This is a genomic window from Dietzia sp. B44, from assembly GCF_014145245.1.
Classification (GTDB): Bacteria; Actinomycetota; Actinomycetes; order Mycobacteriales; family Mycobacteriaceae; genus Dietzia; species Dietzia natronolimnaea.
The window spans coordinates 1-12,153 of record NZ_JAALEF010000037.1; the positions used below are offsets into that span (position 1 = coordinate 1).

Sequence of the window (12,153 nt, forward strand, 5' to 3'; positions counted from 1 at the left end):
TACATCTCCTTCGACGCGGGCACGGGTCTCGGGTCGGTGGTCATGGGTGGCGTTGCCGGTTTCGGATACGTCGTCCTGTTCACGGTCGCGGCCGGCGTGGTGCTGCTCGTCGGCGGTCCCGCGGCGGTGGGCGCCCGGCGCACCCGGCCGACGCGTGATCTGACCTCGCCCGCCACGGACGATAAAGTGAGCCCATGACCTCATCGGCCCCGCGGGTGGCGCTCCTCGACTACGGCTCGGGCAATCTCCGCTCGGCCCATCGCGCGCTGGAGCGTGTCGGCGCCCGGGTCGAGCTCACCTCGGACCACCGGGTCGCCACCGAGGCGGACGCACTCGTGGTCCCGGGGGTCGGCGCGTTCGCGGCGTGCATGGAGGGTCTCCGGGCCGTCAAGGGGCCGAGGATCATCGGCGAGCGTCTGGCCGGTGGTCGCCCAGTGCTGGGGATCTGCGTGGGAATGCAGGTCATGTTCGAGCGGGGGACCGAGTTCTCGGACGGTGAACACGCCGAGTCCGGGGCCGCGGGCTGTGGGGAGTGGCCCGGGGTCGTCGAGCGACTGGAGGCTCCTGTGTTGCCGCACATGGGGTGGAACACCGTCGAGGCGCCCGAGCGCAGCGTCCTGTTCGCCGGCATGCCCGCCGACGAGCGCTTCTACTTCGTCCACTCCTACGGGGTGCAGCGATGGGAGATGGAGCCGTCCGACCACCTGACCCCGCCGGACGTCACCTGGGCCCGGCACGGCACGAGATTCATCGCCGCCGTGGAGAACGGCCCCCTGTGGGCCACCCAGTTCCACCCTGAGAAGTCGGGAGATGCAGGCCTGCAGCTCCTCGAGAACTGGATCAGATCCCTTGGCTGACCGCCGGGGTCGCCCGGCGCCCGTATCGTTCGCGGTGCTGGCGCTGGGGGTCTCCGGGGCGGGGGTACTGGTCCTGGGACTGACCGCCCTGGCGGTCGCGCTGTTCCCGCTGCCGCCGGCGGGCCGGGCCGTCGTCGCTCTGGTCGGTGTGATCCTGACCGTCGTGGCGATGGGGGTCGTGTCCACCCGCATCACTGATCGGGCGATCCGTGCCGAGTACGGAGACGAGCCCGCCGTCACATACGGAGACGAGCCCGCCCCCGAGGCCGGGGTCGAGTCCAGCGCACACTCCGGGGAGCCGTCGGAACCGGTCGAGGGCGATGGGGAGCGCCCCCGGGCGGACGGACTACGCTGATGCCCGTGACCAACGCTTCTTACCTCGAACTCCTGCCCGCCGTGGACGTCGCCGACGGGCAGGCCGTCCGTCTGGTGCAGGGAGAGGCCGGGACCGAGACCTCGTACGGATCGCCGCTCGAGGCCGCCATGCAGTGGCAGCGGGACGGGGCCGAGTGGGTCCATCTGGTGGACCTCGACGCCGCCTTCGGTCGCGGGACCAACCGCGATCTCCTCGCCGAGGTCGTCGGCGCACTCGACGTCAAGGTCGAGATGTCCGGAGGGATCCGCGACGACGACTCGCTGGAGGCGGCCCTCGCGACCGGCTGTGCCCGGGTCAACCTGGGAACCGCCGCCCTGGAGAACCCGGAATGGTGCGCCTCCGCGATCGCCCGCCACGGGGACCGCATCGCGGTGGGTCTGGACGTCCGTGTGGTCGACGGCGAGCCCCGGCTCCGTGGCCGCGGGTGGGTGTCCGACGGAGGCAACCTGTGGGAGGTGCTGGAGCGTCTGGACAAGGACGGCTGCGCGCGGTACGTCGTCACCGACGTGTCCAAGGACGGCATGCTCAACGGTCCGAACCTCGAGATGCTCTCCCAGGTGTGCTCGGTCACCGGATCGCCGGTGGTGGCGTCCGGCGGGGTGTCCTCCGTGGCCGACCTCGAGGCCATCGCGACGCTGGTGCCAAAGGGCGTCGAGGGCGCGATCGTGGGCAAGGCCCTCTACGCCGGTCGCTTCACCCTCCCCGAGGCGCTGGCCGCGGTGAGTGTCCGCTGAATCGGCCATGACCACCTTGTAGCCACACCCACCCGCATGACCTCGAGCAGGAGGCCCGAGATGACCGATCAGACCGGAAACACCCTGCCGACGGACCTGTCCGTCGACCCCGCGGAAGCGCTCGCCCTGGCGGCCCGCGTGCTCGAGGAGGTCACCCCCCGCTTCGTCGAGGGACTGGGTGCCGAGGGCACGCGCGCCAAGGGCTCGCGCAACGACTTCGCGACCGAGCTCGACCTCGAGCTGGAGCGTCGGATCTCCGACGCGCTGCGCGAGGGCACCGAGCTCGAGGTGCACGGCGAGGAATTCGGCGGCCCGCCGGTCAACGAGGGCACGCTCTGGGTGGTCGACCCGATCGACGGCACGGCCAACTACTCCCTCGGCATCCCCACCACCGGCATCCTCGTCTCGCTGGTCCACGAGCGACAGCCTGTACTGGGACTGACCTGGCTTCCCCTCCTCGGCCTGCGGTTCACCTCGATCGCCGGGGGCCCGCTCAAGGAGAACGACGAGGAGATCCCGCGGATCGCCGACGTCTCCATCCGCGATGTCGCGCTGGGCCTCGGGTCGCTCAACACCGGCGCCCGCACCACCTACCCGCCGGCCTATCGACGAGAGGTGTTCGAGCAGCTCACCCTCGACGCCGCCCGCACCCGCAAGTTCGGGTCGACGGGGGTGGACCTGTCGTTCGTGGGTTCCAGCCGGTTGTCCGCTGCGGTGAGCTTCGGCAACTACGCGTGGGACAACGCGGCGGGCGCCTCCCACATCCGCGCGGCCGGGGGAGTGGTCACCGACCTGACCGGTGAGCCGTGGTCGATCGACTCCCAGTCGATCCTCGCCGCCGGCCCGCGAGCGCACGCGGAGGTGCTCGGCACCATCCGCGAGCTCGGCGAGCCGGGGAACTTCTTCGAGGCGGGCCGTCGCCGGGCCACCCCCGGTCCCGACGGCAACCGCCCGTGGCTCGACGGGGAGCGGTGAACCGGGCATGACACTCGCCACCCGGGTGATCCCGTGCCTCGACGTCGACGCGGGCCGCGTGGTCAAGGGCGTGAACTTCCTCGATCTGCGGGACGCCGGGGATCCGGTCGAGTTGGCCGCCGCCTACGACGCGCAGGGCGCGGACGAGCTGACCTTCCTCGACGTGACCGCGTCGTCCTCGGGCCGCGGAACCATGATCGACGTGGTCACACGCACCGCCGAGCAGGTTTTCATCCCCCTCACCGTGGGCGGCGGGGTGCGCGCCGCCGAGGACGTCGACCAGCTCCTCCGCGCCGGAGCGGACAAGGTCAGCGTCAATACCGCCGCGATCGCGCGTCCGGAGCTGCTCGAGGAGCTCAGCAGGCGCTTCGGCTCCCAGTGCATCGTCCTGTCCGTCGACGCCCGGACGGTGCCGGAGGGCGAGGCCCCCACACCATCGGGATGGGAGGTCACCACCCACGGTGGCCGCCGGGGCACCGGGATCGACGCCGTCGAGTGGGCCCGGCGTGGCCAGGAGCTGGGGGTGGGGGAGATCCTGCTCAACTCGATGGACGCGGACGGCACCAAGGCGGGCTTCGACCTGGACATGGTCCGTGCGGTCCGTGCGGCGGTGACGATCCCCGTGATCGCCTCCGGCGGGGCCGGCGCGGTCGAGCACTTCGCCCCCGCGGTCAAGGCCGGCGCCGACGCCGTTCTCGCGGCCAGCGTCTTCCACTTCGGCGAGATGACGATCGGCGACGTGAAGAGGGCCATGGCGGCCGAGGGGATCACGGTCCGATGAGCGATCCGGCCCTGGACCCGACCATCGCCGACCGGCTCACCCGGAACGCGGAGGGTCTGATCGCTGCCGTCGTGCAGGACGCGACCTCCGGTCGGGTCCTCATGATGGCGTGGATGGACGACGCCGCCCTCGCCGAGACGCTGGCCACGCGGCGCGGGGTGTACTACTCGCGCTCGCGCGGGACGCGGTGGGTCAAGGGGGAGACCTCCGGCCACGTGCAGCATGTGCGCAGCGTGGAGATCGACTGCGACGGCGACACCGTCCTGCTGAAGGTGGACCAGACCGGGGCCGCCTGTCACAACGGCACGGTCAGCTGCTTCGACACCGACACACTCCTCGGGGAGGACTGAGCCCGTGCCCTTCATCCAGATCAACCAGCTCGACGGGATGGACCCCGAGTCCAAGTCCCGGGTGATCGAGGCCGTCACAGCCGCCTACGCCGAGGCCGCGGGCAAGGACCCGGCCAAGGTGTGGGTGCTCGTCAACGACATGCCGCACGACTCGTTCGGGATCGGCGGCCGGGTCGTCGGATGAGTACCAGGACCACCACCTTCGAGCAGTTCCGGGCGCTCGCCTCGGGCCACCGGGTCGTCCCCGTGGTGCGCACGGTGCTCGCCGACTCCGAGACGCCGCTCTCCGCGTACGACAAGCTCGCGGCCGACCGGCCCGGGACCTTCCTGCTGGAGTCGGCCGAGCACGGCCGGTCATGGTCGCGGTGGTCGTTCATCGGCTGTGGGTCGGCCGCGGCGTTGACCGTCGACGACGCGGGTGAGGCCATGTGGTTGGGGCACGTGCCCGCGGGGGCTCCGACGGGCGGCGACCCGCTCGACGCCCTGCGCCGGACCCTGGACCTGCTGAGGACCGACCAGATCGAGGGCCTGCCGCCGCTGACGTCCGGGCTGGTGGGTTACCTCGGGTACGACATCGTGCGCCGACTCGAGCGCATCACACCGGACACCACCGATGACCTCCACATCCCCGAGCTCGTCCAGATGCTGGCCACCGACCTGGCGGCGTTCGACCACCACGAGGGCCGGATCCACCTGATCGCCAACGCGGTCAACTGGGACGGTAGCGACGACCGGGTCGAGGAGGCCTACGCCGACGCGGTGGCCAGGGTGGACTCGATGACGGCGAGGCTCGCGGCTCCCGGCGCCGGCGGGGTCAGCGTCTTCGACACACCGGATCCGCGGATGCGCCGCCGCACCGACGAGTCGACCTACCACGCGCGGGTGGCCGACATCATCGAGCAGATCTACTCCGGGGAGGCCTTCCAGGTGGTGCTCAGCCAGCGCTTCGAGGTCGACACCTCGGCCTCGCCGAGAGACGTCTACCGGATCCTGCGCACGACCAATCCGAGCCCCTACATGTATCTGATGACGGTCCCGGACGGCAGCGGGGACGACGGTTTCGGTGGCACCGCGTTCACCATCGTCGGATCGAGCCCCGAGGCCCTGGTCAAGGTGCAGGACGGGCTGGCCACGACCCATCCGATCGCCGGGACCCGGCCGCGGGGTGAGGACGACGAGCACGATGTCCTGCTGGCCAAGGACCTCGTGGAGGACGCCAAGGAGAACGCCGAGCACCTCATGTTGGTGGATCTGGGTCGCAACGACCTCGGCCGCGTCTGCGAGCCGGGTTCCGTCGTGGTGACCGAGTTCCGCCAGGTCGAGCGGTACAGCCACGTGATGCACCTGGTCTCCACCGTGACGGGCCGCCTGGCGGAGGGGCGCACGGGCATCGACGCCGTCACGGCCTGTTTCCCGGCCGGCACCCTGTCGGGCTCGCCCAAACCCCGCGCGCTGCAGATCATCGAGGATCTCGAGGACACCCGTCGCGGGGTCTACGGGGGAGTGGTCGGTTATGTCGACTTCGCCGGCAACGCCGATCAGGCGATCGCCATCAGGTCCGCGGTGCTCAAGGACGGGACCGCCTACGTCCAGGCCGGTGCCGGGATCGTCGCCGACTCGGTCGCCGCATCCGAGGACGAGGAGTGCCGCAACAAGGCGATGGCGGTCCTCCGCGCCGTCGCGGCGGCGGACACCCTGAGGCCCGCGGGCCCCACGGGAGGCGCTGAGGGTGCGGACACGCCGGGGGAGGGCCGGTGACCCAGAACGCCCGGCTCCGCATCCCCGTCGTGCTGTTGCTCCTCGGCGCCGTCTTGTTGTGGATCGCCTCCCGGATGGTGTGGGTGGACGTGGTCGCGTTCAACGACCAGTCGGGTGAGGCCCGGCGCAGCCTGACGGGTGCGCAGTGGCAGCCGGCGCTCGTCCCGTTGGCGGTGGGTGCTCTCGCCGCGGTGGCCGCGGTGGCGCTGGTCCGGGGGACGGGGGCCCGGGTGGTCGGGGCCGTCATCGCCCTCCTGGGCCTGGCCACCGGCGCGCTGCTGTTCTCGACCGTCGGCGGAGTGGACCAGGACCGGGTCCACTCCACGGTGACGGGTGAGGAGGAACTCGGCCGCACCAACGCGGGCCCGGGGACGGCCGGTGCGCAGGCGGTGCCGGAGTGGTCGGAGATCACGGAGATCTCGACCCGGTCGGCCGGTCCGGTTCTCACCGGAGCAGGAGCGCTGGCCCTCGTCGCCGCGGGAGCCGTCCCCATGATCTGGCCGACCCGGAGGGTTCAGCGGGATGATCGCTATGTGACGCCCGGGGCGCGCCGCGGTGACCCGGAGGCCGGCGAGGACACCGGGGACACCGGTCGTGACCTGTGGCAGGAACTCGACGACGGGCGCGATCCCACGGGCTGAGCATCCCCGACCGGGTCCCGATTCTCGGAACCCCGCCTGCTGCCTCTATTGTTGATCTCGATCACGCTTCCTGCCCGAACACTGCAGAGGGAGGTCACGGTGGGTACCGTGCTCGACTCGATTATCGACGGGGTCCGCGAGGACGTCGCGGCCCGCGAGGCTGTCATCGACCTCACTGCGGTCAAGAAGGCGGCCCGGTCGGCGCCGGAACCGCGTGACGCGCTCAAGGCGCTCCGGGGTGCCGGGGTCGGCGTCATCGCCGAGGTCAAGCGCGCCAGTCCCTCGAAGGGGCCGCTCGCCGAGATCCCCGACCCCGCCGTGCTGGCCCGGATGTACGAGGAGGGCGGGGCCCGCGTCATCTCCTGCCTGACCGAGGAACGCCGGTTCAACGGCAGCCTGGCGGACCTGGACGCCGTCCGCCGCGCCGTCGACATCCCGGTCCTCCGCAAGGATTTCGTGGTGGGCCCGTACCAGATCCACGAGGCCCGGGCGCACGGCGCGGACCTCGTGCTGCTCATCGTGGCCGCTCTGGAGCAGGACGCGCTGGTGTCCCTGCTGGACCGGACGGAGTCGCTCGGGATGACGGCACTGGTGGAGGTGCACACGGAGGAGGAGGCGGACCGCGCCCTCGAGGCCGGCGCCACCGTCATCGGTGTCAACGCCCGGAACCTCAAGACCCTCGAGGTCGACCGCGACGTGTTCTCCCGCATCGCTCCCGGCCTGCCGTCCGGGGTGGTCAAGATCGCCGAGTCGGGCGTCCGTGACGCGTCCGATCTCCTGGCGTACGCCAGCGTGGGCGCGGACGCGGTGCTGGTCGGCGAGGGGCTGGTGACGAAGGGCGACCCGCGCGCGGCGTGCAACGCCCTGGCCACGGCGGGTTCCCACCCGTCCTGCCCGCAGGGACCCCGCTAGGCCCCCGTCGCCCGCTTCCGGCAGACTGGGAGCCGTGAATTCTAACGAGCTGACACCGCTGCCCTCGATGGGAGACGTGCTCCGGACGACGACCGGACACGAGCCCGACCAGCGAGGCCACTGGGGCGCCTTCGGCGGGCGCTACGTCCCGGAGGCGCTCATGGCGGTCGTCGACGAGGTTGCCGACGCCTACGCCAAGGCCCGCGCGGACGACGCCTATCTGAACGAGCTCGACCGTCTCCAGCGCGACTACTCGGGTCGGCCGTCGCCGCTGTACGAGGCGGGGCGTTTCGGGGCCGAGATCGGCGCCCGTGTCTTCCTCAAGCGCGAGGACCTCAACCACACCGGATCGCACAAGATCAACAACGTCCTCGGCCAGGTGCTCCTCGCGCACCGCATGGGCAAGAAGCGGGTCATCGCCGAGACCGGGGCCGGCCAGCACGGCGTCGCCTCCGCCACGGCCTGCGCCCTGCTCGGGCTGGAGTGCAAGATCTACATGGGTGCGGTGGACGTCCGTCGTCAGGCGCTCAACGTCGCGCGGATGCGTCTGCTCGGCGCGGAGGTCGAGGCCGTGGAGGTCGGTTCCGCGACCCTCAAGGACGCGATCAACGAGGCGATGCGGGACTGGGTCTCCCGGGCGGACGACACCTACTACGCGTTCGGCACCGCCGCCGGCCCGCACCCGTTCCCCGCGATGGTCCGCGACTTCCAGCGGGTCGTGGGCACCGAGGCGCGCGCCCAGATCCTGGAGCGGATCGGGCGCCTGCCCGATGCCGCCGTGGCGTGCGTGGGCGGTGGGTCCAACGCGATCGGGTTGTTCCACCCGTTCATCGACGACGCCTCGGTCCGCCTGGTGGGCTGCGAGGCGGGCGGCGACGGCGTGGCGTCCGGTCGCACCGCCGCGACCGTGAACGCCGGGAGGCCGGGCGTCTTCCAGGGCTCGTACGCGCACCTCATGCAGGACGAGGACGGCCAGACCATCGAGTCGCACTCGATCTCGGCGGGACTGGACTACCCGGGCGTCGGGCCCGAGCACTCGTACCTGTCCGACATCGGTCGCGCCGAGTACCGGCCGGTGACCGACACCCAGGCGATGGACGCGTTCGCTCAGCTGTGCCGCACCGAGGGGATCATCCCCGCGATCGAGTCCGCCCACGCGATCGCCGGAGCGGCGCAGCTCGCCGCCGAGGGCGTCGACCTGATCCTGGTCAACGTCTCGGGTCGCGGTGACAAGGACGTCGACACCGCCGCCCGGTGGTTCGGTCTGTTGGGCGGGGGGACCCCACCCGAGGCCGGGGTGGACTCGAGCCGGGGTGCCGACGACGGCGAGGGCGACTACGCGGACGGTAGAGTCGAGGGATGAGCGTTCTGAGCGAGGTCTTCGAGCGGTGCCGTGCCGAGAACCGGGCCGCCCTCATCGGCTACTACCCGGCGGGGTACCCGACGGTCGAGGGGTCGATCGAGGCCGTGCGGACGATGGTCGCGGGCGGGTGCGACGTCATCGAGGTGGGTATCCCGTACTCGGATCCCATGATGGACGGTCCCACCATCCAGGCGGCCGCGGACGTGGCGCTGCAGGCCGGCTTCCGGATCCGGGACACCTTCGACGTGATCCGGGCCGTCGCCGAGGCCGGCGCGGTCCCGGTCGTCATGAGCTACTGGAACCCGATCCTCCAGTACGGCGTCGACCGGTTCGCGGAGGACCTCGCGGCCGCCGGCGGGACCGGGGTCATCACACCGGACCTCATCCCCGACGAGGCGGAGGACTGGATCGCCGCCACGGACGCACACGGGATCGACCGGGTGTTCCTGGTCGCGCCGTCGTCGACGCCCGAACGGCTGGCCATGACGCTGTCCCACACGAGCGGGTTCGTCTACATCCAGGCGGTCATGGGGGTGACCGGAGCGAGGGACGTGGTCTCCGACGCACCTCGCACGCTCACCGCACGGGTCCGTGAACACTCGGACCTCGCGTGCGGCGTCGGACTCGGGGTGCGCAACGGTGACCAGGCCGCGGAGATCGCCTCCTATGCGGACGGCGTCATCGTGGGGTCCGCCCTCATCACCGCGGCCACCGAGGGGGGCCAGGCCCTCGCCCGGCTGACGGCCGAACTCGCGGCGGGCGTGCGTCGGCCGGGGGCCGGCTCGTGATCCCGAGCCCGCCCCAGGGGGTCTGGGAGCTCGGGCCGTTCCCGCTGCGCGCCTACGCACTGTGGATCATCCTCGGCATCGTCGTGGCCATCTGGTGGGGTGAGAAGCGATGGGTCGCCCGTGGCGGGCGCGCGGGGGTCGTGCTCGACACCGCGCTGTGGGCCGTCCCCTTCGGTCTCGTGGGTGGTCGCCTCTACCACGTGGCCACCGACTGGTACCGCTACTTCGGGGAGGGCAGGAACCCGGTCGACGCGCTGAAGATCTGGGACGGCGGTCTGGGGATCTGGGGCGCCGTCGCGCTGGGCGCGGTCGGCGCCTACATCGGCCTGCGCCAGCAGGGCATCCGGGCGATCGGTGCGTTCGGCGACGCGGTCGCCCCGGGCATCGTCCTGGCACAGGGGATCGGGCGCCTGGGGAACTACTTCAACCAGGAGCTCTACGGTCGCGAGACGGACGTGCCCTGGGCGCTGGAGATCTACCAGCGCTACGACGAGACCTACGGGTACTCCGAGACCATCGGTCGCTCCACCGGGCAGGTGCTCGCGACCGTGCACCCCACGTTCCTCTACGAGTTGCTCTGGAACGTCCTGGTGGCCGTGGCGCTGGTGGTGATCGATCGCAGGTTCCGCCTCGGACACGGACGGCTCTTCGCCCTCTACGTGGCCCTGTACTGCTTCGGGCGGTTCTGGGTGGAGTTGCTCCGCGCGGATGCGGCGACCGAGATCCTCGGGTTGCGGATCAACACGGTCGTCTCGGTCGTCGTCATGGTGGCCGCACTGATCTACGTGTGGCGGGCACGCCGGGGCCGCGAGGACCCGTCGGACCTGCGTGCCCCCGAGGACCTGACCGGCGGGTCCCCGGAGGACGCACCCCCGTTGGCCGGTCGTTGACGTTGCGTTAACCGGTCATCCCGGTGAGGGGACTAGATTGGTACGGGTGAACCGTCGTACCAAGATCGTCTGCACCCTGGGTCCCGCCGTCGCGTCGGAGGCCGGCATCCGTGAACTCGTCGATGCCGGGATGAACGTCGCCCGGCTCAACTTCAGTCACGGAGACCATGCCGACCACGAGGCCAACTACCGCTGGGTCCGCAAGGCCTCCGACGAGTCGGGGCACGCCGTCGGTGTGCTCGCGGACCTCCAGGGCCCCAAGATCCGGCTCGGCCGCTTCCTCGAGGGCCGCCACGAGTGGGCGGAGGGCGACGAGGTCGCCATCACCGTCGCGGACGTGGAGGGCACCAAGGACCGGGTCTCCACGACCTACAAGGGGCTGGCGGCCGACGCCCGACCCGGCGACCGGCTGCTCGTGGATGACGGCAACATCGGCCTGACCGTCCAGCGGGTCGAGGGCGACGACGTCCACTGCGTGGTCACCGAGGGGGGCACGGTCTCCAACAACAAGGGCGTGTCCCTCCCGGGGATGAACGTCTCGGTTCCGGCGCTGAGCGAGAAGGACATCGCGGATCTGCGCTTCGCCCTCGCGCTGGGTGTCGACTTCATCGCCCTGTCCTTCGTCCGGTCGCCGGCGGACGTCGACCTGGTGCACGAGATCATGGACGAGGTCGGGGTGCACGTCCCGGTGATCGCCAAGCTCGAGAAGCCCGAGGCGGTCAAGAACCTCGAGTCCATCGTCCTGGCCTTCGACGCGATCATGGTGGCCCGCGGCGACCTGGGCGTCGAGCTTCCCCTGCAGGACGTTCCGCTGGTCCAGAAGCGGGCGATCCAGATCGCGCGGGAGAACGCCAAGCCGGTCATCGTGGCGACCCAGATGCTCGAGTCCATGATCACCAACTCGCGGCCCACCCGGGCGGAGGCGTCCGACGTCGCCAACGCCGTGCTCGACGGGGCCGACGCCGTGATGCTCTCGGGTGAGACCTCCGTCGGCAAGTACCCCATCGACGCGGTGCGGACCATGTCGTCCATCGCCCTCGCGGTCGAGGCCGACTCCACCGCCGCGCCGGACCTCGTCCACATCCCGAGGACCAAGCGTGGGGTCATCTCCTACTCGGCCCGCGAGATCGGGGAGCGGCTGGGCGCCAAGGCGCTCGTCGCGGTGACCTCGACCGGGGACACCGTCCGCCGGCTCGCCCGCCTGCACAGCCACCTGCCCCTCATCGCCATCACCGGCGATCCGCGCATCCGGAGCCAGTTGGCTCTCACGTGGGGAACCGAGACGTTCCTGACCGACCGGGTCCACGAGACGGCGGAGCTCGTCAAGGTGACCGACGAACTGTTGCTCCCCCTCGAGGGGTACAACGAGGACGATCTCATCGTGATCGTCGCGGGCAACGTGCCGGGAGTCGAGGGGTCGACCAACTTCATCCTCGTTCACAGGATGGGCGAGGCGGATCACTGATCACCTTCGGGTAACAACTCGGTAGCGCCGGTGAGCACCTGCTCACCGGCGCTTTCGTATCTATTCGTGCTTTTGACGTGACAGAGCCGAGATACATCTGTTACCTTTTTGGAGGCCACCGGGGAAGCCGGTCGGCCCGCCGCTTCGCCAACGCACCGAACTCCGAGGTTTCCCCTGATGTCCGACGCCACTCGAATCCACTTCACCGAGCTCGCCGATCGACTCGGTGTGGCCGGCTCCGGCGCGACCGCCGGCCGCCACCG

14 protein-coding genes and 1 pseudogene are annotated in these 12,153 nt (G+C 71.0%); all 15 read left to right on the plus strand.

Annotated features, from left to right (window positions below; all coding sequences use genetic code 11):
* A pseudogene (locus tag G6017_RS01515) lies at nucleotides 1–198 on the plus strand (MFS transporter); the annotation flags it as partial.
* Complete coding sequence (hisH, locus tag G6017_RS01520; RefSeq protein ID WP_182615571.1) at nucleotides 195–857, plus strand: imidazole glycerol phosphate synthase subunit HisH; 663 nt, start codon at nucleotides 195–197, stop codon at nucleotides 855–857. The pseudogene G6017_RS01515 and the gene hisH, both read left to right, overlap by 4 nt.
* Nucleotides 850–1,212, plus strand: coding sequence for a hypothetical protein (locus G6017_RS01525; protein WP_241731099.1), 363 nt, complete (start codon nucleotides 850–852; stop codon nucleotides 1,210–1,212). The genes hisH and G6017_RS01525 overlap by 8 nt, the downstream gene beginning before the upstream one ends.
* A complete protein-coding gene (priA, locus tag G6017_RS01530) occupies nucleotides 1,212–1,967 on the plus strand; it encodes a bifunctional 1-(5-phosphoribosyl)-5-((5-phosphoribosylamino)methylideneamino)imidazole-4-carboxamide isomerase/phosphoribosylanthranilate isomerase PriA (RefSeq protein ID WP_182615573.1) in 756 nt (251 codons plus the stop codon). Before G6017_RS01525 ends, priA begins: the two co-directional genes overlap by 1 nt.
* Nucleotides 1,968–2,027: 60 nt before the next feature.
* Nucleotides 2,028–2,942, plus strand: coding sequence for an inositol monophosphatase family protein (locus tag G6017_RS01535; RefSeq protein WP_182615574.1), 915 nt, complete (start codon nucleotides 2,028–2,030; stop codon nucleotides 2,940–2,942).
* A gap of 7 nt (nucleotides 2,943–2,949) precedes the next feature.
* Nucleotides 2,950–3,723, plus strand: a complete 774-nt coding sequence (gene hisF, locus G6017_RS01540) for an imidazole glycerol phosphate synthase subunit HisF (RefSeq protein ID WP_182615575.1) — start codon at nucleotides 2,950–2,952, stop codon at nucleotides 3,721–3,723.
* Entirely contained in the window at nucleotides 3,720–4,073 is a 354-nt protein-coding gene (gene hisI / locus G6017_RS01545) for a phosphoribosyl-AMP cyclohydrolase (RefSeq protein ID WP_179525143.1), read from the plus strand. The genes hisF and hisI overlap by 4 nt, the downstream gene beginning before the upstream one ends.
* A gap of 4 nt (nucleotides 4,074–4,077) precedes the next feature.
* A complete protein-coding gene (locus tag G6017_RS01550; protein WP_179525144.1) occupies nucleotides 4,078–4,257 on the plus strand; it encodes a tautomerase family protein in 180 nt (59 codons plus the stop codon).
* Complete coding sequence (locus G6017_RS01555) at nucleotides 4,254–5,831, plus strand: anthranilate synthase component I (protein WP_182615576.1); 1,578 nt, start codon at nucleotides 4,254–4,256, stop codon at nucleotides 5,829–5,831. The genes G6017_RS01550 and G6017_RS01555 overlap by 4 nt, the downstream gene beginning before the upstream one ends.
* A complete protein-coding gene (locus G6017_RS01560) occupies nucleotides 5,828–6,472 on the plus strand; it encodes a TIGR02234 family membrane protein (RefSeq protein ID WP_182615578.1) in 645 nt (214 codons plus the stop codon). Before G6017_RS01555 ends, G6017_RS01560 begins: the two co-directional genes overlap by 4 nt.
* A gap of 99 nt (nucleotides 6,473–6,571) precedes the next feature.
* Nucleotides 6,572–7,384, plus strand: coding sequence for an indole-3-glycerol phosphate synthase TrpC (gene trpC, locus G6017_RS01565; protein WP_179525147.1), 813 nt, complete (start codon nucleotides 6,572–6,574; stop codon nucleotides 7,382–7,384).
* A gap of 67 nt (nucleotides 7,385–7,451) precedes the next feature.
* On the plus strand, nucleotides 7,452–8,747 hold the full coding sequence (gene trpB / locus G6017_RS01570; protein ID WP_182615584.1) for a tryptophan synthase subunit beta: 1,296 nt from the start codon (nucleotides 7,452–7,454) through the stop codon (nucleotides 8,745–8,747).
* Complete coding sequence (trpA, locus tag G6017_RS01575; protein WP_182615580.1) at nucleotides 8,744–9,535, plus strand: tryptophan synthase subunit alpha; 792 nt, start codon at nucleotides 8,744–8,746, stop codon at nucleotides 9,533–9,535. Before trpB ends, trpA begins: the two co-directional genes overlap by 4 nt.
* Nucleotides 9,532–10,425 carry a prolipoprotein diacylglyceryl transferase gene (gene lgt, locus G6017_RS01580; protein WP_182615582.1) on the plus strand — a complete coding sequence of 298 codons (894 nt, stop codon included), beginning with the start codon at nucleotides 9,532–9,534 and terminating at the stop codon, nucleotides 10,423–10,425. Before trpA ends, lgt begins: the two co-directional genes overlap by 4 nt.
* A 46-nt stretch (nucleotides 10,426–10,471) precedes the next feature.
* The gene (pyk, locus tag G6017_RS01585; protein WP_179525149.1) at nucleotides 10,472–11,890 is read left to right on the plus strand and encodes a pyruvate kinase; all 1,419 of its coding nucleotides are present in this window, start codon (nucleotides 10,472–10,474) and stop codon (nucleotides 11,888–11,890) included.
* Nucleotides 11,891–12,153: the final 263 nt, after the last annotated feature.

Bases quoted from the DNA above. Each gene is read 5' to 3' on its own strand.
- hisH (WP_182615571.1), top strand. From the start codon at position 195: ATGACCTCATCGGCCCCGCGGGTGGCGCTCCTCGACTACGGCTCGGGC.
- priA (WP_182615573.1), top strand. From the start codon at position 1,212: ATGCCCGTGACCAACGCTTCTTACCTCGAACTCCTGCCCGCCGTGGAC.
- G6017_RS01535 (WP_182615574.1), top strand. From the start codon at position 2,028: ATGACCGATCAGACCGGAAACACCCTGCCGACGGACCTGTCCGTCGAC.
- hisF (WP_182615575.1), top strand. From the start codon at position 2,950: ATGACACTCGCCACCCGGGTGATCCCGTGCCTCGACGTCGACGCGGGC.
- hisI (WP_179525143.1), top strand. From the start codon at position 3,720: ATGAGCGATCCGGCCCTGGACCCGACCATCGCCGACCGGCTCACCCGG.
- G6017_RS01555 (WP_182615576.1), top strand. From the start codon at position 4,254: ATGAGTACCAGGACCACCACCTTCGAGCAGTTCCGGGCGCTCGCCTCG.
- trpB (WP_182615584.1), top strand. From the start codon at position 7,452: ATGGGAGACGTGCTCCGGACGACGACCGGACACGAGCCCGACCAGCGA.
- trpA (WP_182615580.1), top strand. From the start codon at position 8,744: ATGAGCGTTCTGAGCGAGGTCTTCGAGCGGTGCCGTGCCGAGAACCGG.